The following is a 24,657-nucleotide window of genomic DNA, read 5'->3' on the forward strand; positions in this document are numbered from 1 at the left end:
TGTTCAGCGGTGCACGCCTTACGGTCGCGTTCGCCTTTTCGTCGCACCCTTACGGTCGCCGCCATAGGGCCGTACCGCCCCTACGGCCACAGCAGCTCCCGCCGCCAGCCGCCGCGCTCACTGGGGTCGCGGCGGTAGCGGAGCCGTACGTGCCGCCGCCGCGCCTCCTCCTGGTAGAACTCGACCTCGTCCGCCTCCAGGACGTACAGCGTCCAGGTGGGAGCGGTCGCGTCCGGCTCGCGTTCGGCCCGCTCGTACGCCGCCTCGAAGGCCCGTAGCAGCTCCTCGTACGAGCCGAGCACCTCGCTCTGCCGGCCGCTCCCGGCCAGTGCCGCCGCGAGCGCCGCGGGGGACCGGCCGCGCAGATCGGCCGCGCTCTCCTCCGGCCCGGCCTCGCCGACCCGCCCGCTGACGCGCACCTGACGGCCCGCCCGCATCCAGTGGAACGCGAGCGAGGCGTGCGGGTTCTCGGCCAGCTCCCGGCCCTTACGGCTGGTGCGATGGGTGCCGAAGTGCCAGCCGTGCTCATCGGCGTCGTGCAGCATCACCGTGCGCTGGGACGGGCGGCGGTCGGCGGCCGCGGTGGCCAAGGTCATGGTGTGCGGGCCGGGTTCCCCCGTCTCGGCGGCCTCCCGCAGCCACCGCCGGAAGAGCGGAAGCGGTGCGTCCGGGGCCGTGTCCGGGTCGAAGACCGGCAGATCGCCCGCATGGGGTACGCGCAGGCCGCGCAGCACCGCGCGGAATGCCTCGGCCTCATTCTGGTCATTACCCTGGTCATCGCTCATCGGCTCCCCATCCGATCACCCGCGGCGGGCCGGGGCAAGCGGGGGCGTACGTACGGCCGGGGCAAGCGGGGGCGTACGTACGGCCGGGGCAAGCGGGGGCGTACGTACGGCTGGCGCGGGCCGAACCGGGACCGGCGCGAGCCCGGCCGTCGGGCTGGTCCCGCGCCCCCACGGTGGCCCGGTCAGCCGCGGCCCAGGACGACCGTGCCCGCTGAGCAGAACCAGCCCCCCGTCCCCGACGCCACGGCCAGCTCCGGCAGCCGTCCGCCCGCCTTGTGGACCTGCCGCTCCCCGGCCTCCCCGCGCAGCTGCCGTACCGCCTCGACCAGCAGGAACAGTCCGCGCATCCCCGGGTGGCAGGCGGAGAGGCCGCCGCCGTCGGTATTGGTCGGCAGCTCGCCGTCCCGCGTCAGCCGTCCCTTCGCCGCGAACGGCCCGCCCTCGCCTTTGGCGCAGAAACCCAGGTCCTCGAGGGTCACCAGGGTCATATAGGTGAAGGCGTCATAGAGCTCGGCCACATCGATATCCGACGGCCGGACGCCGGCTCGGGCGAAGGCCGCCCGCCCCGAGGCGGCGGCCGGGGAGACCGTGAAGTCGTCCCATTCGGACATGGTGGTGTGCGAGACGGCCGTGCCCGATCCCAGCACCCACACCGGGGGTTTCGCCGTGTCCGGTACGTACTCCTCGGCCGCGAGCAGCACCGCGCAGCCGCCGTCCGAGCGGATGCAGCAGTGCAGTTTGGTGAAGGGGTCGGCAATCATCGGGCCGCTCAGGACGTCATCGACCGTGATCGGTTCGCGAAACATCGCGTCCGGATTGTGCCCGGCGTTGATACGCGCCTGAACGGCGATGTCCGCGAGCTGCTCGAGGGTGGTCCCGTACTCATGCATATGGCGGCGCGCGGCCATCGCGTACTTGGCGACCAGCGTGTGCCCGTACGGGACCTCGAACTGCAGTGGTCCGCGCGCCCCGAAGGAGAGGTTCGCGGTGCGGCGGCCCGCGCGGATGTCGGCGCGGGCGGTGGAGCCGTAGACGAGCAGGACGGCGCGGGCGTGCCCGGCGGCGATCGCGTCCGCCGCGTGCGCCGTCATGACCTCCCAGGTGGAGCCGCCGACGGCCGTCGAGTCGGTCCAGGCCGGCCGCAGCCCCAGATACTCGGCCACCTCGACCGGCGCGAGGGTGCCGAGCCCCGCCGAGGCGAAGCCGTCGACGACCGACCGGTCGAGCCCGGAGTCGGCGAGGGCCCGGCGGGCGGCCTGGGCGTGGAGGGCGTAGGGGGTGGCCGTGTCGACGCGGCCGCAGTCGGAGAGGGAGACGCCGACGACGGCGACCTTACGGGCGCGCTGCGCTGCGGGCGACATGAATCTGACGGTACATCAGATTAGGGGAAGGGGAAGAGGGTGTGGAAGGGGGTGGATGGGGTGCTGCGCGCGCGTATGTCGGGGGAAGGGGGTGGTCCGGACGCTCTCCCGTATGGCCGTGCTCGCGCCTCGAACACAAGCCCCGTCCGGACCACGCGTGAGGCGCCCGGCTACTGCAGGAACTGCCCCACACAAGCGGCGATCGCCACCAGAAGGCTCAGCACTCCAATGATGACCTGCCACTTGTCAGGGCCGGTCCATCGGTCGTCGCTCGTCTCCTGCGTGCTCCGATCGTCCATCACCCCTCCTCGCTCCTCCGACAGGCCCCGGAGGACAGGGCCACCGCCGGTCTGCGCTCCGGCGGAGCCAGTGGGGAGGAACGTGGGGAGGTGTCGGCAGTTTAGCCGTGGAGGGCGGCGGAGGGGTGGGAAAGTCCGGAGCCCGTCTCTAGTATGACGGCCCGTCAGAAAGCGGAGGTGCTCGCCGATGGACGCCGCGTTCACCGAGGAACAGGACGAGATCCGCCGTACGCTGCGCACACTCCTGCGGGAGCGGTGCGGGCCGAACGAGGTCAAGGCGGCGGTCCAGACCGCGCCCGGCTACGACGAGGCCCTGTGGCGGCAGCTCGCCCGGACGCTCGGGCTGCCGGGCCTGGCCCTTCCGTCGGCCTACGGGGGCGTCGGCTGCGGGATCACCGAGCTGGCGCTGGCCTGTGAGGAGACGGGGCGCGTGCTGCTGCCGTCGCCGCTTCTGGCCACCGCCGTGTTCGCCGCGCCCCTGGTCGCCGCGGTCGGGACGGAGGCGCAGCGCGCCGAGCTGCTGCCGCGTATCGCGGAGGGCGCCCTTACGGCGGCGCTCGGGGTGCCGGGGCGCGCGCTGCCGGAAGCGCTCGGGCTCGTAGGAGCACGGGACGGCGCGTGGGCCGGTGGGGGGCGCGCGGGGGTGTCCAGGCGCGCCCGGACAGCGACGGCGGTGCGGGGTGGCGGCTGTACGGGCAGGTGGAGCAGGTGTTGGACGGGCACAGCGCCGAGCTGCTGCTGGTCGCCGCCCGCGCCGGGGGCTATACGCGCGGGCGGACACTGCTGTTCCTCGTACCGGCGGGGGCGGACGGGCTGGTCCGCACCCGGCTGACCGCGCTCGACGCGACGCGCCCGCAGGCCCGCATCGAGCTGCGGAACGTACCCGCCGAGCTGCTGGGGATGGATGACGGCGGGAGCGGGGACGGGGTGGCGAAGGCGCTGGCGGCAGTGGGTACGGCGGCCGCGGCCGTGCTCGCCGCCGAGGCCGTGGGGGCGGCGGACGCGGCCCTCGCGCGGACGGTCGACTATGTGCGGGCGCGTGAGCAGTTCGGCCGCCCGATCGGCTCGTTCCAGGCGGTCAAGCACCGGCTGGCGGATGTGTACGTCGCGGTCCAGGCGGCCCGTTCGGCGGCCTATTACGCGGCTTGGGCCGCCGCCCAGGACGGCGCGGAGGGCGCGGACGCGGCCCCAGGCGGCGCGGAAGGCACGGACGCGGCCCCGGGTGGTGCGCAAGGCACGGACGCCGCGGTGGCGGGTGGGCTCGCGCTCGCGCAGGCGCTGGAGGCGCAGCGCACGGCCGCGGCCGAGGCGGTGCAGCTGCACGGCGGCATCGGCTTCACCTGGGAGCATGAGGCCCATCTCTACTTCAAGCGGGCCGCCTCCGACGAGCTGCTCTTCGGCCCCGTCCACCGGCTGCGGGCCCGGGCCGCGGAACGGGAAGGGCTCTTCGGCGCGGCCGACCGCGCTCCTTACGGCGGCCATGACGGGCGCGAGGGGAACGGTGGATACGGCGGGCGCAGTCGGCACGATGGATCTGACAGGCGCGATAGGCCCGACGGGCGGGACGGGCGTGACGGGCCGCGGAAGGCGGTGAAGGTCTGATGGCCGGTTACGGCGTGAAGCTGGTCCGAAAGGTGTCCTCGACCCGCGCCTTCGCCAAGGTCGCGCCCCATGTCATCCCCGCCTTCGACCGCACCGTCCACCGGCTGACCCGCGGCAAGGTGCTGCCGAGCGCGCGGATGCTGCCCGGCGTGATCCTTACCGCGCGCGGCGCGAGGTCGGGGCTTCCCCGCCGTACGCCGCTGGCCTGTATGCCGGAGGACGGCGGCACCTGGCTCCTGATCGGCAGCAACTTCGGCCGCCCGGGCCATCCGGCCTGGACCGGGAACCTCCTGAAGCACCCGGAAGCGGAGATCAGCTGGCGGGGCCGGGACATCGCCGTCCGGGCACGGCTGCTGGAGGGCGCCGAGCGCGAGGCGGCCTGGGCAGCGGCCCTCGCCTTCTGGCCGCCGTACGCGAGCTATCAGTCGCGGGTGGAACGCGAGATCCGCCTCTTCCGCCTCCACCGCGCCGAGGAGCACTGAGCGGTCTGCGGGGCCTGCGGGGAGCGCTGAGCCGGTCCGAGGGACCCGTATGGGAGCGCTGTGGACCGGTCCGTCGCCCGCCAGCCGGCCCCGGCCCTCCATGGCCCTCCCCGGCGACCCCATGGCCGGTGGCGGCCGCGGCGGGGCGCAAAAAAGTCCTGGCGGCCGCGGCGGGGCGCAAAAAGGCCGCGGCGGATCACTCGGGAGTGATCCGCCGCGGCGTGACAGGACGTGCGGGCTCGGCCGGGCGGCCGGCATCGAGAGGCCGGCAGGGAGAGGCCGAGGGAAGGGGCAGGAGAAGGGTGCCGATTCGTTACTTCGGCGGTTTGCGCCCGGTGACGCCGAGGTGGACGAGCCAGGTCAGGCTCGGCCGCAGGTCGGCCTGCTTGACGCCCCAGCTCTGGAAGCCCTTCTGGTGCGCCGCGACCGCGGCCAGCATCGCGACCAGCGAGCCCGCGATGGCCCCGGGGTTGAGGTCCTCGTCGATCCGGCCCTTGGCCTGCTGCTCCTTGACGGCGTCCGTAAGGGAGTTGGTGACGGAATTGAGGATCTTCATGCGGATCTTGTAGAACCGCTTGTCGCCCTCGGCGGCGCCCAGATCGACCACCCTCAGGATGGCGTCGTGTTTGCGCCAGAAGGAGAGGAACCCCTCGACCAGGTCCTCCGACGCCGCCGCGCCGGACTTGCCCGCCCATGAGCGGTCGGCGACCAGATCGGTCAGGTTCGCACCCTCCTTCGCCATCTCCTCAGCGAGCTCGAGGACGGCACCCTCCACATCGGGGAAGTACTGGTAGAACGTCGCAGGCGAGGTCCCTGCCTTACGTGCGACATCGATGACCTTGACGTCTCGATACGGGGATGTGCTGAGCATCTCGCCGAGGCAGTCGAGCAGCTTCTGCCGCGTCGCCTGCCCGCGACGACCGGCCACCCGCCCGTCGACTGTGCGTACTTGTCCTGTCATGCCGTCAGCTTACCGAGGGGTGATCGGAGCGCGATTCGGCTGCGTGCAAATGGGGTTAGGGCGGGATGAGAGGGTTTGTGTGCCTCGCTGAGCAGGCTGGAATGGCTGATTCCGACCCCTGTCCGCCGTCGTCAAGCCCTCAATCACTGCTCACCCACACGTGTGAATTGTGTTATCAACAGGCTGTGGATAACAACAGTGGATGACGCGGTCGGATCCGTCTTGGCGCGAAAAGGATTGGCCAAATATTTCGAGTTCCGGGGCGAGCAGACCGGGCGATCCCCCGTTAGCGTGGCAAGTGAGGTAAACGAGCCAAGCGGCTCCAAACACGCGCCAAGCATCTCCAAACGGGCTGTGACCTAGCTCCGAGGACCGAGGGACGCGAGAGGACCCGGGCCATGGCGGCATTCGCGGAAGGCGTGCCCTGCTGGGCGGATGTGCTGCTGTCCGACCTCGCGGCGGGCCGGCGCTTCTACGGTGAGCTGTTCGGCTGGGCCTTTGAGGAGATCGCCACGGACTACGGCTCGTACACCCGTGCCCTCCTCGGCGGTAAGGAGGTCGCGGGGCTGGTCCCCAAGCCGGACGGCCGGATGCCCACCGTCTGGAACATCTACTTCGCCGCCCAGGACGCCGCCGCGACCGCCGCCCGGATCCGCGAGGCCGGTGGCCGGGTGATCACCCCGCCGGTGTGGATCGACCGGTTCTGCGTCATGGCGACGGCCGCCGACCCGGGCGGCGCCGTCTTCGGGATCTGGCAGGCGGGCAGCCACACCGGCTTCGGGCGGCGCGGCGGGCCCGGTTCGTACGGCTGGACCGAGGTCCACACCCGTCAGCCGCGCGCCGTGGACGCCTTCTACCGGGCGGTCTTCGGATACGGGATGGAGCCCTCCGCCGAGGGCGCGCCGGCCGACCTGGTCCTGTGGACGCCGCGCGGGGAGCCCCCGGACCCTCGTCACGCGATCGGCGGACGCGTCGTGATCGGCGAGGAGTACCCGACCGTTCTGCCCGCCCACTTCCTGACGTACTTTGTGGTGGCGGATTGCGATCGGACGTTGCGCACGGCCCACCGGCTGGGCGGGCGGGTTCTCAAGACCGCCGAAGATACGCCGTACGGGCGTTTCGCGGTTCTTGCGGACAATCAGGGCGCGGCCTTCGCCGTCATCGACACCTCGACGGCAGGCTGAACCCCGGCCGGGGAACTGGGCGATACGGGCCTGAGGGCACTTAGATGATCCTCGGTCGAACCGGACGGTCCCCGGCTCCGTATCGCCCGATGACACGACGATTCGCCCCCGGGTTCGCAACCGCCGCCTTCGCCAGAGAGAATGCAGGATGCGTGCCGCCGGTTGGTTTGTCGGTGAGACGCTGCACGGGGCTGTATTTTTTCAAGCCCCCACGGGGAGGTGGCAGGCAAGTGGTGGAGCAGCTGACGCAGCACGATCCGAGGCGGATCGGCCCTTTCGAGGTGCTCGGCCGTCTCGGCGCGGGCGGCATGGGGCTGGTCTATCTGGCCCGCTCGGCATCGGGCCGACGGGTCGCGATCAAGACGGTCCGGACCGAGCTCGCTGAGGACCAGCTGTTCCGTGTCCGGTTCACCCGTGAGGTGGAGGCGGCCCGCGCGGTCAGCGGCTTCTATACGGCCGCCGTCGTGGACGCCGATCCGCGCGCCGCGGTGCCCTGGCTGGCCACGGCCTATGTGCCGGCGCCGTCCCTCGAGGAAATCGTCAACGAGTGCGGGCCGATGCCGGCCCAGGCGGTTCGGTGGCTGGCGGCCGGGGTGGCCGAGGCGCTGCAGTCCATCCATGGCGCGGGCCTGGTCCACCGGGATCTGAAGCCGTCCAATGTGCTGGTCGTCGAGGACGGCCCGCGGGTGATCGACTTCGGTATCGCCTCCGGTGTTTCGAACACCCGGCTGACGATGACCAACGTCGCGGTCGGCACCCCCGCCTATATGTCGCCCGAGCAGGCGCGCGACTCACGCAGCGTGACGGGCGCGAGCGACATCTTCTCGCTCGGCTCGACCCTGACCTTCGCGGCCACCGGGCACGCGCCCTTCCACGGCGCCAACCCGGTGGAGACCGTGTTCATGCTGCTGCGCGAGGGCCCCGACCTGGCCGGGCTGCCCGACGAGCTGCGGCCGCTCATCGAGTCGTGCATGCAGATGGAGCCCGAGCGGCGGCCGTCCCCGGCCGATCTGCAGTCCCAGCTCGCCCCGCATCTGTTCGCCTCCAACGCCGACGACAGCGGTACGGCCTCGGCCTGGCTGCCGCCCGGCGCCGTCGCGCTCATCGAGCGCAAGCGCAGCGGCCGCAACCAGGTGCGCGGCTCCGCCCGGCCCGCGTCCGGAGGCGGCCGTCCCGGGGTCGCCGGGCACGCCGCCAACGACGGCAGCCGGCCGTCCGCGCCGCTTCCGCCGGAGCGTCCGCCCACGCCGCCGCCCTCCTACGCCCCCGCCGCGGGAGGCCCCGCGGAGGGTCATGGCGGGCGGCACGGCGCGGCCGCGGGCGGGCCCGCCGGTGCGGGCGGCTGGGAGCCCGTGGGCGTGGGCGATCCGCGCGGGGGTCTGCGCGCGCCGGAGGCCGCGAGCCCGCCGAGCGCGCTGGGCTCCATCGGGCCCGGGCGGCACGCCGCCCCGTCCGCTGCCGCCGCGCCCGCTCCGGCGCCCGCCGGGGCCGACGGATCGGTGCGGCTGCCCGGTTCGCAGGTGCCGATCGGTCCGGGGCTCCGGGCCGACCAGGGGCGGGATCCGCAGCCGCAGCACGGCACCGGGCCCGCGACCGGCTGGGTGCGCCCGCCGGCCGGGGTGACCACCGGAGGGCTGAACGGAGGCGACGGCACGGCCGCCGTCCCGCCGCCGACCCACGCCCCGCCGGCCGAGCCGCCCGAGCCGCAGGCCGGAGGAGCCGGGCACGGCCGCTGGCGCCCGTGGCGGTTCCGGATGTCCAACGACGTCTGGGGCACCCCGGCGGTGGCCGGCGATCTGCTGTATGTGACCTCGTTCGAGGTGCACGCGCTGGATGTGGCCACCGGTCGTCGCCAGTTCAAGACCCGCGACGTGGCGTGGGCGATGGCCGTGGAGAACGGCCGGATCCACGCCTCCGACGGCCCCACGCTGTACGCGCTGGACGCGGAGGACGGCGCCGAGCGCTGGCGGCTGTCGACCGACGGCTGGGTCTACTCCCTCAAGGTCGACCGCGGCACGGTCGTCACCGGGACGCGCGGCGGTGGCGTCCAGGCGTGGGAGGCGGCCAACGGCGAGCTGCTGTGGGAGATGCAGGGCCTGCAGACCGACTTCGAGACGCCCGAGTCCGGCCCGGCCGTCCACGACGGCACGGTGTATGTGTGGGCTGACGCGCGGCTGCGCGCCCTGGAGGCGCGCACCGGCGCGGAGCGCTGGTCGTATCCGGTGGGCGACGCGGCGTCCTGCGGCGGTGTGCCGCTGCGTCTGCTGGCGGCGCCCGACGGGGTGGTCTACGTCTCGGCGGGGACGCGGGTACTCGCGCTCGACGCCGCCCGCGGGGATGTGCGGTGGCGTTTCGAGGCGCCCGCCGTTTTCCTGTGCGCCCCCGCGTACGCGCCGGGGCCCGCGGTGACCGGCGGCGGCATCTACATCGCCGACTATCTGGGCACGGTGTACGCGCTGGACGCGGCGAACGGCCGCGACCGCTGGCGTATCGCCACCGAGGCCCGGCAGTCGACCGAGCCGGTGCTGGTGGCCGACGGCTCGGTCCATCTGGGCAGCGGCAGCGCGCTCTACACGCTCGACGCGGTCACCGGCACGCCCAAGTGGCGGTTCGCGGCGGGCGGCGAGGTCATCGGCTCGCCGGTGGTCGCCGACGGCCGGGTCCACTTCGGCTCGGCCGACCACTGCCTCTACACGGTGGACGCGGCGGGCGGACAGTTGCGCTGGAAGCTGGCGACCGGCGGCGAGATCACCGGGTCCCCGGTGGCCGCCGCGGGTGTGGTGTACGCCTGCAGCAAGGACCGCTGCGTCTACGCGCTGGACGCGGTCAAGGGCACGGGCCAGTCCCGGCCGTCGGGCGGCCGGGCCTGACCGACCCCCAGCGGGGGCGCGGTGATGCGCCGGGGCGGCTGGCCGCGGGCTGTGTCCCTGACAATTCCTGCTACGGTTGCGGGCGTTCATCGACCTCCTGGGAGCCGGGAGGTCGATGGGTAACTCTCTACGCGGTCTTCGGGGGACGGGGTCTGTGATGCGGCGTGGTCTACGGCTGGCGGCCGTGCTCACCGTGGTGCTGGTGGCGCTGACCGGGTTCAAGGGGCGCGGCCATGGCCACGGGGGTGGCGGAGGCGGCTGTTCCAGCTCCTCCTCGCACCACTCGGGGTCGGGCTCGGGTTCCGGTTCCGGTTCTGGTGGTTACCCGGACTCCGACGACGAGAGCTCCACCACCGGTTCGGGCTCCGGCGGTTCCCGCTACCGCGACTACGACGATGACGACTACGGCGACAGCGCGTCCAGCGGCACGACGTCGCCCAACGCGCCCCAGGCGACCGTCGTCGTCTGCGCGGGCAAGGACAAGAGCGGCCATCCGGCGGCGACCGTGAAGGTGCGCAACCGCTCGGGCGCGGCCGACACCTACCTCGTCGACATGAGCTTCCAGGACCGGGACGGTTCGACCCTGACCACCGGGCGTGCCGATGTGCGGGTCCCCGCGGGGAAGTGGAGGACCGTACAGGTGCCACTCGATGATCCCTCGGTGTCGGGAACCGTGGTGCGGTGCGAGGTCGTCTCCGTCCTCTGAGAGCCGGGCCAGGCGCGCTCGTAGGTGACTTTGGGGTAGCGAAGCCCGTTGCTAGGGTGGCGTGCACTTGTCAACCAGCCCTGGCTGGCTTGAATGTGTCTTTTCAACGGGGGTAATGCCATGCAACGCCGCTCCATGCGGATATTCGCCGTCGCCCTGGTCGGGCTCATCGCGCTGACCGGGTGCGGAAAGAAGGGCCGAAGCCACGACAGCGGCCTCGGCGGGTTCGTCTCGGGCGGGAGCGGCGGCGACAACCCGGCATCCGGCCCCACCGACCTTCCCACCGGTCTGCCCACCGACCTGCCCAGCGGAGTCCCCTCCGACCTCGACGTGCCGTCGTACGGGGCCCCCTCGCCCTCCTACACCTACTCCGCGCCGCCCACCTACAACTCGGACGGCACGAACGACATCACCGCCACCGGCTGCGACTACGACGAGTCGACCCACTCGTTCCAGTACACCCTCAACCTCAGGAACCCCGAGACGCAGTCCATGCACTACTCGATCACCATCGAGTGGGAGAACCAGAGCGGCGGCAGCCTGCTGGGATCCGACTACAAGTCGGTCACCGTGGCGTCCGGAAGCAGCCAGACCCTCAGCGCCACCTCCTACCGCTACCTCACCGAGCAGACCTCCTTCACCTGCAAGGTCACCTCGGCGCTCAAGTACCCGAGCTCCACCTGAGGCCCCGAGCCGATCCGGTGCCGGTGGGCTCACCGCGTACGGAAGCCGGGCGTACGGGCCGCGAAGAGCGCGGCCTGGCGCCCCGGCGGCAGATTGCCCAGCGCGATCAACTGCGGGGCCTGTGCGAGCGCCTGGGCCAGCGCCGCCTCCTTCGCCGCCCATAGCGCCCTTACGGTCCCCTGCACCGCCTCCGTCGGGTACGACGCGATGACCGACGCGGCGCGCATGGCCGCCGTAAGGGCCTCACCGGCCGGGACCACCTCGCTGACCAGGCCCGTCTCATACGCCCGCCGGGCCGAGAGCCGTTCCGCGGTCCCCATCAGCGCCATCCGCGCGACCTCGCCCATCGGCATCCGCTGCGCCATATAGACGGCCTCGTAGGCGCTGACCATCCCATAGCTGGTGTGCGGATCGAAGAAGGCCGCCGTCTCGTCGGCGACGATGAACTCCGCCTCGCCCAGCAGATAGAACGCCCCGCCGCACGCCATCCCGGCCACCGCCGCGACCACCGGCTTCCACAGGTCGTTCGCCTTGGGCCCGACGGTGCGCAGCGGATCGTCCATCGCGTAGGGCGACGGCGGCTGCGCGACCTCCACCGAGCGGTCGATGCCGGTGCTGAAGGCCCGGCCGCCCGCGCCGGTGAGGACGACGGCCCGGACCGCGTCGTCATGGCGGAGGCGCCGCCATATGGCCGTCAGTTCGCCGACCGTCTCCAGGTCGATGGCGTTGTGCCGCTCGGGCCGGTCGAGGGTGACGACCGCGACCCCGCTCTCCTCCACCCGGGTGCGGACCGTCATGGCCGCTCCAGCAGCCAGCGCACCACCGTGAGCCCGCCGTCCGTGGCGTGGAAGGCGGCCTTCACGGGCGCGCCGATGCGGATCCGCTCCGGCGGGACCGAGTTCAGCGCGGCGTCCGCGGTGGCGACCAGATTGCCCACCAGCCGGATGCGCGGGGCGTCCGCGAGCTCCACGAGGACGACGTTGTACGGCGCCTGCTCCGCGTAGGCGGGCAACAGCGGGGGATGGGGCAGCACGTACGACCAGATCCGGCCACGGCCGCTCATCTTTTTCCACAGGCAGTCGAAGGACTGGCAGTGGGGGCAGCAGGGCCGGGGCGGGAAGCGCGGTTCGCCGCAGTCGGCGCAGCACTGGACGCGCAGTTCGCCGTGCGCCGCGTAGGCGAAGAAGGGCGCCCCGTCCTCGTCGGGCACGGGCGCCAGCAGCCCGTCGGACCCCTCGCTACCGCCGCTCGCGGCCGTCGTCGGGTCAGCCGTCGTGCCCGTTGTCGTGTCGGCCGTCGTGTCCGTTGTCGCGTCCAGCCGTGTCATGACGTCGGTCAACTCCTCAGCAGCAGGGCCGATGTGGGAACCCCTTCACCCGCCGTGACCAGGCAGGTCGTGGCGCCGGGGACCTGGGCGGTGCCGGTGCCGCGCAGCTGTCTGACCCCCTCGGTGATGAGGTTGAAGCCGTGGACGTACGCCTCGCTGAGGCCGCCCCCGCCGGTGTTGAGCGGCAGCCGTCCGCCGATCTCCAGCGCGCCCCCCTCGGTGAAGGCGGCGCCCTCGCCGCGGGCGCAGAAGCCGTAGCCCTCCAGCGAGAGCGGGATCAGCGGGGTGAACGCGTCGTAGATCTGCGCGACATCCACGTCCTGCGGCCCGAAGTCGGCGGTTTTCCACAGCCGGCGGGCGGCGGTCCAGGAGGGGCCGGTGAGCGGGTCGTCGTTCCAGTAGTTGACCATCCCATGGTGCTGGGCGGGCAGCCCCTGGGCGGCGGAGTGCACGTACACGGGCCGTTGCCGGCAGTCGCGCGCCCGCTCGGCCGACACCACCACACAGGCCAGCGCGCCATCGGTCTCCAGGCAGTTGTCGAAGAGGCAGAGGGGTTCGCTGATCCAGCGCGCGGTCATATACATCTCGCGGGTCAGCGGGCGGTCGTACATGATCGCGGCGGGGTTCTGATTGGCCCGGTTGCGGCAGGCCAGCGCCACATTGAAGAAGTGATCGCGGGTCGCGCCGTACTCATGCATATAGCGCCGGGCCAGCAGCCCGATCTCATCGGCCGGGCGCAGCAGTCCGTACGGCCGGGTCCACTGGGCCGGGGTGGGCAGCTGCGCCCGGGTGTTGGTCCAGGGGCGCGGCCCGCTGCCGCGTTTGCGCGACCGCCAGGCCACCCCGACGCTCGCCTGTCCGGTGGCGACCGCGGCGGCCAGATGCGCGACGGTCGCACAGGAACCGCCGCCCCCGTAGCCGACCTTGCTGAAGAAGGTCACATCCCCGGCGCCGATGGCCTTGGCGACCTCGACCTCGTCGGTCTCCTCCATGGTGTACGAGGCGAAGGCGTCCACCTCGGACGGGGCGATACCGGCGTCGTCGAGCGCGGCCAGGATCGCCCGGCAGGCCAGGGTCTTCTCGGACTCGGGCAGGCGTTTGGCGAAGGGGGTCTGCCCGATGCCCGCTATCGCCGTCGCGTCCTTCAAGGTCGGCCCCGCCGTCCCCGTCGACCCCACCGTCGCTCCCGTCGCCGTCCTCGTCGCCCCCATGGCCGCCTCCGTGGTCGCGTTCACCGGTGCTGACAGCGGGGAAGGCTACCGCTAATCTGACGGGTAGTCAGCTAGTGGGGTCGTCCGTCCCGGGTTCCGGGGAGGGGAGCGGTCCGATGCAACGGATGGCACAGGCGAACACCGTCCCGGCCCTGATCCGGGCGGCGGTCGAGCGATACGGCCCGGCCGAGGCCGTGGTCGAGGGCCGCGCCAGGGTCTCGTACGCCGAGCTGGGCGCCCGGATCGAACGGGCCGCGGCCGCGTGCGTCGCCTCGGGCCTCGAACCGGGCGACCGCGCCGCGATCTGGGCGCCCAACACCACCGATTGGATCGTGGCGGCGCTCGGCGCGGTCACCGCGGGCGGCGTGCTGGTCCCGGTCAACACCCGCTTCAAGGGCGCCGAGGCGGCGTATGTGCTGCGCCGCACCCGGGCCTCACACCTGTTCATCACCGGCACCTTCCTGGGCACCTCGTATGTGGCGTCGCTGCGCCGGGCGGCGGGGGACGGGGTGGGCCACGGCCCCCTGCCACGCCTGCCCTACCTGCGCGAGGTGGTCGTCCTCGCCGACAACGGCCCGGAGGACTTCCGCACCTGGAAGGACTTCCTGGCGCTGGGCGACGCCGTAGCGCCGGAGGAGGTCCGGTCCCGGGCGGAGGCGGTGCGCCCCACGGACCCCTCCGACATCACCTTCACCTCCGGCACCACCGGCCGGCCCAAGGGCGTGGTGAGCACGCACTTCCAGACCGTGCGCGTCTTCGACACCTGGAGCGAGATTACGGGGCTGGCGGCGGGCGATCGCTATCTGATCGTGAACCCGTTCTTCCACACCTTCGGCTACAAGGCGGGCATCATCGCCTGTCTGAGCCGCGGCGCCACGATGGTGCCGCAGCCGGTCTTCAGTGTGGAGACCGCCCTGGCCAACATCGCCGCCGAGCGCATCACCGTCCTCCCCGGCCCGCCCACCCTCCACCAGTCGCTCCTCGACTACCCGTCCCGCGCCGCCCACGACCTGTCCACGCTGCGCCTGGTCGTCACCGGCGCCGCCGTGGTCCCGCTGGAGCTGGTGGAACGGCTGCGCTCGGAGCTCGGGGTCGCCACCGTCCTGACGGCGTACGGCCTGACGGAGGCGTCCGGCACCGTCACGATGTGCCGCCGTGGCGATCCGCCCGAGGTCATCGCGGGCACGGCGGGCCGCGCGATTCCGGACACCGAGGTCAAGATCGTCCATCGCTCCGGACGCGAACTCCCGCCGGGGCGGCCGGGCGAGGTCTGGGTCCGCGGCTACCACATCACCCCCGGCTACTTCGAGGATCCGATCGCCACGTCCCGCACCATCACCCCCGACGGCTGGCTGCGGACCGGCGATGTCGGGGTGATGGACGAGCAGGGCAATCTGCGCATCACCGACCGCATCAAGGACATGTTCATCGTCGGCGGCTTCAACGCCTATCCGGCCGAGATCGAGCAACTCATCGCCCGCCACCCCGATGTGGCCGATGTCGCCGTCGTCGGCGTCCCGGACCCGCGCCTGGGCGAGGTGGCCAAGGCCTACGCGGTCCGCCGCCCGGACTCGACGCTGACGGCGGACGATCTGATCGCCTGGTCGCGCCGGGAGATGGCCAACTACAAGGTGCCGCGGCAGGTGGTGTTCCTGGCCGAGCTGCCGCGCAACGCCAGTGGCAAGGTCCTCAAGGCCGAGCTGCGGGCGGGCCGGTCGGTCTCGTAAGACCCCCGGCCGCCGCCGAAGGCGTGCGCGGGCGGGGGCATCACCAAGGGGCCGGGCATGTTCGCCCGGCCCCTCCGGCTTGCGTAAGTCGTCTCGCCGCGCCTACTGCGGGCTGGTGGGGGCATGGCCCTCGCCCTGCGGGGCCGGGGCGGCGGCAGTGGCGTATTCGCTACTGTCCACGCCGACGATAGGGGTGTGACTATCGCTTGCAGCTGCGAATGCGGCTGTCTGGCTTGTGGCTCCGACCGCGGCACCTATCGCGATAATCAAGGTCGCAATGCCCTTTGTGGCACGAGTCATTCCGGTTCCTCCGATACGGGGGGTGATTATCTATTTTGTACTGCAAATTAACAAAGAGGGGTACGTGTGTTCGGCCATCTGGCCGGAACTGGTCGAAGCTTGGCGAAAAGGGGGCCCGCCCGGTGGTGCGCGGAGCCGATCGTCCGGAGGCGCCCGCACAGAGGGGCCGACGCCGATGACGTCCCCTCCGCGTCATCGACATCGGCCCCGCGGTTACCTGGTGGATACGAACGACGTTCCGTGGCGGCCTACTGGGGTGCCGAGGGAGTGTGGCCCTCGCCCTCGGCGCTCAGCTGCGGCGGCGCCGGGGTGTGACCCTCGCCCTTGGTGCTGAGCTGCGGAGGTGCGGGCGTGTGGCCCTCTCCTTCCGTGCTGAGCTGCGGCGGCGCCGGGGTGTGACCCTCGTCCATGGTGCTGAGCTGCGGAGGTGCGGGCGTGTGCCCCTCCCCCTGCGTGCTCAGCTGCGGCGGGGCGGGCGTGTGGCCTTCGCCCAGCGTGACCGCCTGCGGCGGCGCCGGCGTGTGGCCCTCGTCCTGAGGTGTGAGGGTCGCCGGGTCGGCCTCCAGTGGCCGGTAGGTGTCGGACTGGGGCTTCTTGTCCGTGCTTGTCACGATCAACTCCATCGGATGCTCTGGTCGGTAGAGGCCCGTTGACACCCGCCCGGCGACTCCCCCGTGGGTCGCCGGACGGGTGTCTCAAAAGGGCCGCCCACCTTACGGTGTGACCTCGCAACCGACCCGTCTGCCCCCCGCGGGGACGGGTCGACCGGTACTAAGACTCCCGGACGGCGATAAACGATTGATGAACGGTCGGCGGGACGCGCGATTATGCCGCGGTCGCGGGGGCCAGAAGCCCCCGGACGTCCTCCGCCTCCGGTGCTCCCAGCCGCTCGTGAATCGACAGCGCCTCCCGCCAGCAGGCATCCGCGCGCTCGTTCTGGCCGAGCTCCAGCAGCGCCTTGCCGAGCAGCGTCAGCACGATGGCGCGGCGCCACTCGCCCCCGATGCCCCGCAGGGCGAGGGCCTGTTCGGCGTGGGTGGCGGCCTCCGCCGGGCGCCCGATGGACAGATGCGCCTCGGCCATCCGCTGGTGGGTCATGCCCTCCCAGAGCGGCTGGCGGTGCTCACGGAAGAGGCCGAGGGCCTCGGTGAGCTGCTCCAGCGCGTGGGTCAGGCTTCCCGACCCGGTCAGGGCGATACCCAGCGCGTACTTACCGTTGGCCAGGCGCAGGGTGCGCCCCAGGCTTCCGTAGATCCGCACGCCCTGCCGGGCCAGATCCACGGCGCTGTCGATCCGGCCCATCTCCACATACGCGCGGGACAGGTTGCACAGCGCGCTGGCCTCGCCGGGCTGGTCGTCCACGGCCCGGTAGGCGTCGATGGCGCGGAGGAAGTGCCGCTCCGCGTCGTCCCAGCGGGTGCGGCTGAGGTGCGCGATGATGCCGCGCTCGGTGAGGGCGCGCCCCATGGTCACGTGGTCCTCGACCGTGGAGCCCAGGGCCAGGGCGCGCTCCGCCTCGGCGTCGGCCTCCTCCAGCCGGCCGGTGAGGTTGCGCACCTTGGCCAGGCAGGTGCGGGCCCGGCCCTCGGCCCGGGTGTCGCCGACCGTGTGCGCCGTCTCGCTGACGACGCGGGCGACGGCCTCGTAGCGCGGGGCGTTGGCACCGGATTCGGCCAGGTCCATGGCGGCGAGCAGCAGATCCGCCGCCCGGCCCAGGGTGGTGCCCGAGGCGGCCTGCTGGGCGCAGGCCAGCAGGCAGTCCGCCTCGGTGAACAGCCAGTCCAAGGCGGCGCCCTGATGCGGGAAGACCAGGCCGGGGTGGTCGGCGGGGGCCAGGTGGTCGCCCAGCCGGTCGCCGGGCCGCTCCATGGCGTACACCCGTGCCGCCGTGGCGAGGTAGAAGTTCAGCAGCCGGGAGAGCGCCGCCTCGCGTTCCGCGGCCGACTGGTGCCGCTCCGCGCGGTCACGCGCGTAGAGCCGTACGAGGTCGTGGAAGCGGTAGCGGCCGGGCGCCGCGGACTCCAGCAGGGAGGCGTCGACCAGGGACTCCAGGAGCTCCTCGGCGTCGAAGGTGTCCAGCTGCAGGACGACGGCCGCCGCGGCGAGCGAGATGTCGGGGCCGTCCGCGAGCCCCAGCAGCCGGAACGCCCGGGCCTGCGGCGGCTCCAACTGGCCGTAGCCCAGCTCGAAGGTGGCCCGTACGGCCAGGTCGCCCGCCCGCAGCTCGTCCAGCCGCCGGCGCTGGTTGGCGAGCTTGCGCGCCAGCGTGGAGACGGTCCAGGTGCGGCGCGAGGCCAGCCGGGAGGCCGCGATCCGGATGGCCAGCGGCAGGAAGCCGCAGGCCGCCACCACGTCCATGGCCGCGTCGCGCTCGGAGCTGACCCGCTCCGCGCCCACGATGCGGGTGAAGAGGACCAAGGCCTCCTCGGGGCTCATCACATCCAGGTCGACCAGGTGGGCGCCCTCCAGGTCGACCATCCGGGTCCGGCTGGTGATCAGCGCGGCGCAGCCCGGCGTACCGGGCAGCAGCGGCCTGACCTGTGCGGCGTCGCGTGCGTTGTCGAGCAGCGTGAGCACCCGGCGGCCGTCCAGCATCGAGCGGTAGAGCGCGGCCCGCTCGTGGACGCCCTCGGGGATCGCGCTGTCCGGGGTGCCGAGGGCGCGCAGGAAGGCGCCCAGGATCGCGTTGGGCTCCGCGGGCACCGGACCGGCGCCCTGGAGGTCGACGTAGAGCTGGCCGTCGGGGAAGTGGCCGCGGGCCGCGTGGGCGACGTGCACGGCGAGCGTCGTCTTGCCGACCCCACCGATTCCGGCCACGGCTGACACGGCCATGACACGCCCCTCGGCGGTGGCGAGCTCATCGCTCAGCTCCTCGACGAAGGCGACCCGGCCGGTGAAGTCCGCGACCGTCGCGGGCAGCTGGGCCGGTCGCACGAAGCTGGGCCCGGCGTACGTGCGGTCGTCCACCGGGCTCGCCAGCTCGGCATCCGCCTGCAGAATGCGCTGATGCAGCTCGGACAGCTCCGGGCAGGGGTCCACGCCGAGGTCCTCGGCGAGCAGCCGCCGGGTGTCGTTGTACACCGCCAGGGCCTCGGCCTGCCGGCCGCTGCGGTAGAGCGCCAGCATCAGCAGCTCGCGCAGCCGCTCCCGGAGCGGATGGGCGGCGGTCAGCGCGGTGAGCTCGGAGACCACCTCGGTGTGGTGGCCCAGCTCCAGGTCGAGATCGAGTCTGGTCTCGGTGAGCACGAGCTGCCACTCCGACAGCCGGGCGCGCTGCGTCGTGGCATAGGGCCCCGACAGCCCGGCCAGGGCCTCACCGTCCCAGAGGTCCAGCGCCCGGCCGATGAGCTCATGGGCGCGCAGCCGGTCGCCCGAGTGCCGGGCCTTCTCCGCCTCCGCCGCCAGGCTCTCGGCCACATCGATGTCCAGGGCCCCGAGGCCCACTTGGACCGCGTAGCCGCCCGATTCGCTGACCAGGATGTCCGAATGCGGGGCGAAGGCCTTGCGCAGCCGGGAGGCGTAGGTGCGCAGCGCCGCGATCGCGGCGTCCGGCGGATCGTCGCCCCACAGGGCGTCGACGAGTTCGGGGGCGGTGGCGGTGCGCCCGCCGCGCAGCAACAGAGCGGCGAGCAGGGCTCTTTGCTGCGGTGATCCGGTGCTCAGCTGTTCCTCGCCCCGAAAGGCCCGTACCGGACCGAGCACGGTGAAGCGCAAGGACTGCTCCTGCGCCCGCTCCTTCTCGCCGGCCATGGTCTCCCCCTGCCTCCGCTCCCAGTTGCACGGGCCAGTTTGCCTTGCCGATACCCCTCACGTCAGTAGGGGCCGGACCTCTCCACAAGGCCCGCCCGACTTCGAGACCTCCGTTTGCCGACGGATCGTCAGTTCCAGGGCCCGCTTTCGGACACCGGGGGGCCGACTCCGAAGGCGTCCCGATGGCCGGGATTCGGATCCGTGGCCGCCGGAAGGTCCGGTGCCGAGGTCGCCAGCAGCTGGCGCACCTCCTCGGGCTCGGGTGAGCCCAGCTGTTCGCGAAGGGCCTGCGCCTGGCTCCAGTACTCCTGGGCCCGGCTGCGCTGCCCGGCCGCCATCAGGGCCTTCGACAAAACGGTGAGAAAGGAGAAGCGCCGCCACTCGCCGCCGAGACCGCCCAGGGCGAGGGACTGTTCGGCATGCGCCACCGCCTTGGTGGGGCGATGTGCTGCCAGATGCATTTCGGCCAGCCGGAAATGTGCCATCCCTTCCCACAGCGGCTGACGGGCTTCGCGGAACAGGTCGAGCGCCTCGGTGAGGTGAACGGCCGCCTCTTCCAGACGGTGGGCACGCGTCAGCGCGATGCCGAGGGTGTACATCCCGTTGGCGAGCCGTAAGGGGGCGCCGAGCCTGCGGTAGATGGCGAGCCCCTGTTCGGCCAGTTCCACCCCGCTCCGGGTGCGGCCCCGGCTCACATGGAGCCGGGAGAGGTTGGCCAGGGCGCTCGCCTCACCGGCCTCGTTGGCATCGGCGCGGAACGCCTCGAGGGCCTGGCCGAGGAACCGCTCCGCGTCGTCGTACCGCCCCAGGCCGTTGGTGACGATGCCGAGCTGATTGGTGGCGCGGCTGGCGATCACCGGATCCTCGCCGTCCAGCTCCAGGGCGAGGCGAAGCTCGCGCTCGGCCTGGGCGTAGCGGCCCGTGAAGCTGTACAGATGCCCCAGCGCCGAGCGGGCGCGGGCCTCGGTACGGGAGTCCCCGGCCGCGTGGGCCGCGTCGCCGGTCGCCCGCGCCACCGTTTCGTACTGCCGCGGCCGGGCCCCGGACTCGGCGAGGTCCAGCGCGCCCAGCAGCAGATCCCCGGCGCGGCGGCGGGTGGTCTCCCCGGTGCACCGGGGCACGCAGTCGAGCAGGCAGTCGCCCTCCGCGAAGAGCCAGTCCAGGGCGGCCTTCGAGGTCTCGAAGCACAGCCCGGGATGGCCGGTGGGCTCCAGGTGCTCGACCATACGGTCCCCGGGCCGCTCCATGGCGTACACCCGCGCCGCCGTGGCGAGGTAGAAGTCCAGCAGCCGCGACAGCGCCTCCTCGCGCTCCGCCGCCGCCTGGGACTCCCGCTCGGCGCAGGACCGCGCGTAGAGCCGTACGAGGTCATGGAAGCGGTAGCGCCCCGGTACGGCGGACTCCAGCAGCGAGATGTCCACGAGGGAGGTGAGGAGCCGGGCGGTCTCCTCGACGTCGAGGCCGAGCACCGCGCCCGCGGCCGGCAGGGAGATGTCCGGGCCGCCGACCAGGCCGAGCAGCCGGAAGGCGCGGGCCTGGGCCGGGTCGAGCTGTCCGTAGCCGAGCCCGAAGGTCGCCTTGACCGCCAGATCCCCGGCGCGCAGCTCGTCCAGCCGCCGGCGCTCGTCGGCGAGTTTGCGGGCGAGAACGGAGACGGTCCAGGTGCGGCGGGAGGCGAGCCGACAGGCCGCGATGCGGATGGCGAGCGGGAGGTAGGAGCAGGACGCCACCACCTCCATGACCGCCGCGCGCTCGACCATCGCCCGCTCCTCGCCCACGATCAGCGCGAAGAGGGCGAACGCCTCGGTCGGGCTCATCGCGTCCAGGTCGACCAGGTGGGCGCGGTCCAGGTCGGCCATATGGGCGCGGCTGGTGATCAGCGCCACGCACTCCGGTGCGCCCTCGCCCGGGAGCAGCGGCCGGACCTGGGCCGCGTCGCGTGCGTTGTCCAGCAGGATGAGGACCCGGCGGCCCTCGAGAGTGGCGCGGTAGAGCGCGGCGCGCTCCTCGGTGCCGTCGGGGATGGCGGCGTCGGGGGTGCCGAGCGAGCGCAGGAAGGCGCCGAGCACGGTTTCGGGGTCGGCGGGGGAGGAGCCCGCACCGCCGAGGTCGATGTAGAGCTGGCCGTCGGGGAAGTGGTGGCGGGCGGTGTGCGCGAAGTGGACGGCCAGAGCGGTCTTGCCGATACCTCCGATACCGGCGATGGCGATGGCGGCCGGCCGGTCGGAGGCGGGCGTCAGCCGGTCGTTCAGCTCCCGTACGAGGCCCTCGCGGCCGGTGAAGTCGGCCACCGCCGCCGGCAGTTGCGCGGGGCGAACGGCGGTGGTGACGGCGGCCAGGGGGCGTTGCGGGCGGCCCACGGCGGTGGGCCGGGAGAACGCGGCGGCGGGCTGTGGGGCGGCGTGCGGCCGGAGCCCGGGGACGACATCGGCGCGGTAGCCGCTCTCCCACTCCAGCTCGATCCGCGTCCGGTCGAGGGCGGGGTCAGGGTCCTCACCGAGGGTGAGGTTCGCCTCGTCACCGCGCCACGACCGGTCCGGTACGGATCCGGTGGAACCTGTCCGCCGCCCCAGGCGCTCGTCGCCGACCATGGTGCCCCCCGCACACGCTTCCTCGCTGTACGGCCAGTCTGCCGTGCCCGTGGGCCGTACGTCAGTAAAGAGTGCGACGTGTCCGTGGCATCCCCCGATCCTCGCGGGAGGCGTCCAGTGAGCTGACGATCCGTCAGATCGGCGCTACCGTGCAGTCATGGAGAGCTTCCCGAAGATAATCTCGGTGGACGACCACACGGTTGAGCCCCCTCACGTCTGGCGGGACCGCCTCCCGTCGAAGTACCGCGACACCGGGCCGCGCATCGTCCGGGCGCCGCTGAAGGAGATGACCTTCATCGGCGGCCGGTTCGCCCCGAAGATGGGCGCGCCCGGGGACGACGGGCCGCTCGCGGACTGGTGGGTGTACGAGGAGCTGCACCGGCCGCTGACCCGGCTGGACACCGCCGTCGGATACGACCGGGACGAGGTCAGGCTCGAGGCCATCACCTATGAGCAGATGCGGCCCGGCTCCTTCTCGGTGCCGGACCGGCTCGCGGACATGGACGTCAACCACGTCCAGTCGGCGCTCTGCTTCCCGACCTTCCCCCGCTTCTGCGGGCAGACCTTCACCGAGGCCGCCGACCGTGAGCTGGGGCTGCTCGGGGTCCGGGCGTACAACGACTGGATGGTGGAGGAGTGGTGCGGCCCCGAGGCCCGGGGCCGGCTGATCCCGCTGATCATCGTCCCGCTGTGGGACGCCGAGCTGGCCGCCGCCGAGGTGCGGCGGAACGCGGCGCGCGGGGTGCGGGCCGTCTGCTTCTCGGAGATCCCGCCGAACCTGGGGCTGCCGTCGATCCACACCGACGACTGGGACCCCTTTCTCGCCGCGTGCGACGAGACCGGCACGGTCATCGCGATGCACATCGGCTCCTCCTCCCGGATGCCCTCGACCTCCGCGGACGCGCCCCCCGCGGTCGGCTCCACGATCACCTTCGCCAACTGCTGCTTCTCGATGGTCGACTGGCTGATGAGCGGGAAGTTCGAGCGCTTCCCGAACCTCAAGGTGATGTACGCGGAGGGCCAGATCGGCTGGATCCCCTACATCCTCGAGCGCGCCGATGTGGTGTGGGAGGAGAACCGGGGCTGGGGCGGAGTGGCCGACAAGGTGCTGCGGCCGCCGTCCGAACTGTTCGCGGAGCATGTGTACGGATGCTTCTTCGACGACGCCTTCGGGCTGCGCAACCTCGACGCGATCGGGGTCGGCAACGTGCTGTACGAGACGGACTATCCGCACTCCGACTCCACCTGGCCCACGTCGCGCGAGGTCGGCGAGGCGCAGATGGGGCATCTGGCGCCGGACGTCGTGGAGCGGATCGTGCGCGGCAACGCCATCGAGCTGCTGGGGCTCACGGCGGACGGGCTCTGGGCGGGGGCGGGGGAGTAGCGCCGGGGCCTCGTGGGGGCGGGGGCCGGGCCGCTCCGAGGGCGGGGGAGCGGCGCCGACCGCCACGCCTGCGTGGCGCCTTGGTCACGCAGGAGCAAGAAAGCGGTCACTGCCGGTCAATGACATCCCCCCGGGCGCTTTGGCAGGCTGTGGGGCACACCGGCCCTTCCCCTCCCAACGCCGTCACCCACCCCTACGAAGTGACAGGGGCCGTGGGTGGTGCGGAGGGCCGGGAGTCCGTGCGCACCGGGCGCCGCGGGGTTGCGCCCGGCGCGCGGGACATCAGTGCCAGGTGCCGGTAGTCGCTGGGCGGCATGCCGTACGCGGCGCGGAAGGCGCGGCTGAAGACGGCGGGGTGGGTGAAGCCCCAGCGGGCGGCGAGTTCGTGGATGGGAACGGCAAGGAGGCCAGGGTCGCTGAGGTCGCGCCGGACGCGGTCCAGCCGCTGCTGCCGGATCCATGCGGAGACCGTGGTGTCGTGGGCGCGGAAGAGGCGGTGCAGATAGCCGACGGAGATGTGGTGCGCGGCGGCGATGGTGGCCGGTGACAGCCGCGGGTCGGACAGGTTCCGCTGGATGAAGTTCTGTACCCGTAAGGCCAGGGCGTGCCGGTGGGTCTCGGGCGGCAGGGCGTCTTCGGCCTCGACGGCCTGGGCCAGCAGCGCCGCGGCCAGGTCGATCAGTACGGTCCCCAGCCGCGGCCCGTCGGAGGGGCCGTAGGAGCCGCGGTCCGCGGCCAGCCGGGCGAGGAACCCGGTCAGCAGGGCGCCGACGCCGTCGCGCGCCGGGATGGGCCGGGCGAGCAGCCGGTCGATCCGGTCGTGCGGGACCGGGATCAGAGCCTTGGGGATCTCCAGGCCCACGCCTCCGGGAGGGCCGCCGAAGGCCAGGCAGTCGAAGGGGCGTGAGGTGTCGACGACGTAGAGCCCCTGCGCGCTGTGCGCGGCCTCCTGGCGGGACTGGGAGACCTGGAGGTTTCCCTCCAGGATGAACGAGAAGTGGTACAGCTCGGGGTCGGACTGCCGGATGAGCTTGGGGGTGCGCCGGAAGTTCATCTCACGGAACTTGGTGGGCCACACGGAGGCGGCGCCGAAGTCGAGGATGCGCACCTCTCCCCGGAAGTCACGGGTGTGGTCGCTGCTCATCTCCATCGGCGCCATGAGTTGTGCCATCTGCTCACGCCAGAAGTCGAACCGATCCGCTCTGGGCAGATCCTCGCAGCGGAAGACCGTCTCGATCATCACGTGCCCCTCTGTGTGCCCCTTGCTGTGCCCCCCGTGGTGGCCCCTGAGCGGGGCGGCGGGCGATGGGCCCGAGGTCCGAACGTCCGTACGCTAGCAGGGCCTCGCAATGCGGGACGAGACCGCCATACCCCTTGTCTGATGGGCCGTCAGATATCACTATGGCCGACGTCCGATACGACGATGGCGGTCC

Annotated in this window: 19 protein-coding genes and 1 pseudogene; 9 read left to right on the forward strand and 11 right to left on the reverse strand. The window is 72.5% G+C overall.

What is annotated here, in order from left to right; all coding sequences use genetic code 11:
• Positions 1-80: 80 nt before the first annotated feature.
• The 3 genes from BLV72_RS20470 to BLV72_RS51080 all read right to left on the reverse strand — a co-directional run bounded on the left by BLV72_RS20470 (position 81) and on the right by BLV72_RS51080 (position 2,445).
• Complete coding sequence (locus BLV72_RS20470; RefSeq protein WP_093463958.1) at positions 81-785, reverse strand: pyridoxine/pyridoxamine 5'-phosphate oxidase; 705 nt, start codon at positions 783-785, stop codon at positions 81-83.
• A 182-nt stretch (positions 786-967) separates the two neighbouring features.
• Positions 968-2,146, reverse strand: a complete 1,179-nt coding sequence (locus BLV72_RS20475; protein ID WP_093463959.1) for a thiolase C-terminal domain-containing protein — start codon at positions 2,144-2,146, stop codon at positions 968-970.
• A gap of 170 nt (positions 2,147-2,316) precedes the next feature.
• Positions 2,317-2,445, reverse strand: a complete 129-nt coding sequence (locus tag BLV72_RS51080; RefSeq protein WP_014054266.1) for a hypothetical protein — start codon at positions 2,443-2,445, stop codon at positions 2,317-2,319.
• A gap of 187 nt (positions 2,446-2,632) precedes the next feature.
• Here BLV72_RS51080 and BLV72_RS20480 point away from each other — a divergent pair.
• Together BLV72_RS20480 and BLV72_RS20485 are read left to right on the forward strand one after the other, a co-directional pair.
• Positions 2,633-4,047: pseudogene (locus tag BLV72_RS20480) on the forward strand (acyl-CoA dehydrogenase family protein).
• The gene (locus BLV72_RS20485; protein ID WP_093463961.1) at positions 4,047-4,529 is read left to right on the forward strand and encodes a nitroreductase family deazaflavin-dependent oxidoreductase; all 483 of its coding nucleotides are present in this window, start codon (positions 4,047-4,049) and stop codon (positions 4,527-4,529) included. Before BLV72_RS20480 ends, BLV72_RS20485 begins: the two are co-directional and overlap by 1 nt.
• Before the next feature lie 313 nt (positions 4,530-4,842).
• On the opposite strand, the gene BLV72_RS20490 is transcribed toward BLV72_RS20485, so the two are convergent.
• Positions 4,843-5,490 (reverse strand): TetR family transcriptional regulator, encoded by a 648-nt coding sequence (locus BLV72_RS20490; RefSeq protein ID WP_078643001.1) that lies wholly within the window; start codon positions 5,488-5,490, stop codon positions 4,843-4,845.
• Positions 5,491-5,888: 398 nt separating this feature from the next.
• On the opposite strand from BLV72_RS20490, the gene BLV72_RS20495 reads away from it, so the two are divergent.
• The 4 genes from BLV72_RS20495 (at position 5,889) to BLV72_RS20510 (ending at position 10,934) form a co-directional block, all read left to right on the forward strand.
• Entirely contained in the window at positions 5,889-6,674 is a 786-nt protein-coding gene (locus BLV72_RS20495) for a VOC family protein (protein ID WP_093463962.1), read from the forward strand.
• 230 nt (positions 6,675-6,904) lie between these two features.
• Positions 6,905-9,544, forward strand: coding sequence for a protein serine/threonine kinase AfsK (afsK, locus tag BLV72_RS20500; protein WP_093463964.1), 2,640 nt, complete (start codon positions 6,905-6,907; stop codon positions 9,542-9,544).
• Between the two features lie 157 nt (positions 9,545-9,701).
• Entirely contained in the window at positions 9,702-10,250 is a 549-nt protein-coding gene (locus BLV72_RS20505) for a hypothetical protein (protein ID WP_093463965.1), read from the forward strand.
• A 120-nt stretch (positions 10,251-10,370) separates the two neighbouring features.
• A complete protein-coding gene (locus BLV72_RS20510; protein WP_093463967.1) occupies positions 10,371-10,934 on the forward strand; it encodes a hypothetical protein in 564 nt (187 codons plus the stop codon).
• A 29-nt stretch (positions 10,935-10,963) separates the two neighbouring features.
• Here the strand turns inward: BLV72_RS20510 and BLV72_RS20515 are convergent, their stop codons facing one another.
• From BLV72_RS20515 to BLV72_RS20525, 3 genes are read right to left on the reverse strand one after another with little or no spacing between them, the layout of a single operon-like run.
• Positions 10,964-11,731: an enoyl-CoA hydratase/isomerase family protein gene (locus tag BLV72_RS20515; RefSeq protein ID WP_093463968.1), complete on the reverse strand. Its 768-nt coding sequence runs from the start codon at positions 11,729-11,731 to the stop codon at positions 10,964-10,966.
• Positions 11,728-12,261: a Zn-ribbon domain-containing OB-fold protein gene (locus tag BLV72_RS20520; protein ID WP_244320876.1), complete on the reverse strand. Its 534-nt coding sequence runs from the start codon at positions 12,259-12,261 to the stop codon at positions 11,728-11,730. The genes BLV72_RS20515 and BLV72_RS20520 overlap by 4 nt, the downstream gene beginning before the upstream one ends.
• Before the next feature lie 8 nt (positions 12,262-12,269).
• Entirely contained in the window at positions 12,270-13,409 is a 1,140-nt protein-coding gene (locus BLV72_RS20525; protein WP_244320877.1) for a lipid-transfer protein, read from the reverse strand.
• Here BLV72_RS20525 and BLV72_RS49975 point away from each other — a divergent pair.
• Both BLV72_RS49975 and BLV72_RS20530 read left to right on the forward strand, forming a co-directional pair.
• Entirely contained in the window at positions 13,381-13,527 is a 147-nt protein-coding gene (locus BLV72_RS49975; protein WP_244320879.1) for a hypothetical protein, read from the forward strand. The two genes, BLV72_RS20525 and BLV72_RS49975, sit on opposite strands and share 29 nt — an antisense overlap.
• A 61-nt stretch (positions 13,528-13,588) precedes the next feature.
• Positions 13,589-15,199, forward strand: coding sequence for a FadD3 family acyl-CoA ligase (locus BLV72_RS20530; RefSeq protein ID WP_093463971.1), 1,611 nt, complete (start codon positions 13,589-13,591; stop codon positions 15,197-15,199).
• Between the two features lie 548 nt (positions 15,200-15,747).
• Here the strand turns inward: BLV72_RS20530 and BLV72_RS20535 are convergent.
• From BLV72_RS20535 to BLV72_RS20545, 3 genes are all read right to left on the reverse strand, one after another.
• Positions 15,748-16,110, reverse strand: a complete 363-nt coding sequence (locus BLV72_RS20535; RefSeq protein WP_143059794.1) for a hypothetical protein — start codon at positions 16,108-16,110, stop codon at positions 15,748-15,750.
• Positions 16,111-16,324: 214 nt separating this feature from the next.
• The gene (gene afsR / locus BLV72_RS20540; protein WP_093463974.1) at positions 16,325-19,249 is read right to left on the reverse strand and encodes an SARP-family global regulator AfsR; all 2,925 of its coding nucleotides are present in this window, start codon (positions 19,247-19,249) and stop codon (positions 16,325-16,327) included.
• Positions 19,250-19,377: 128 nt separating this feature from the next.
• Positions 19,378-21,840 (reverse strand): ATP-binding protein, encoded by a 2,463-nt coding sequence (locus tag BLV72_RS20545; protein WP_093463976.1) that lies wholly within the window; start codon positions 21,838-21,840, stop codon positions 19,378-19,380.
• A 157-nt stretch (positions 21,841-21,997) separates the two neighbouring features.
• Here BLV72_RS20545 and BLV72_RS20550 point away from each other — a divergent pair, with 157 nt between their 5' ends.
• Positions 21,998-23,224, forward strand: coding sequence for an amidohydrolase family protein (locus BLV72_RS20550; protein WP_093463977.1), 1,227 nt, complete (start codon positions 21,998-22,000; stop codon positions 23,222-23,224).
• A 193-nt stretch (positions 23,225-23,417) separates the two neighbouring features.
• Here the strand turns inward: BLV72_RS20550 and BLV72_RS20555 are convergent, their stop codons facing one another.
• Positions 23,418-24,464, reverse strand: a complete 1,047-nt coding sequence (locus tag BLV72_RS20555) for an AraC family transcriptional regulator (RefSeq protein ID WP_093463979.1) — start codon at positions 24,462-24,464, stop codon at positions 23,418-23,420.
• Positions 24,465-24,657 lie beyond the last annotated feature (193 nt).

Source organism: Streptomyces melanosporofaciens (genome assembly GCF_900105695.1).
In the GTDB taxonomy this organism is placed as follows: domain Bacteria; phylum Actinomycetota; class Actinomycetes; order Streptomycetales; family Streptomycetaceae; genus Streptomyces; species Streptomyces antimycoticus.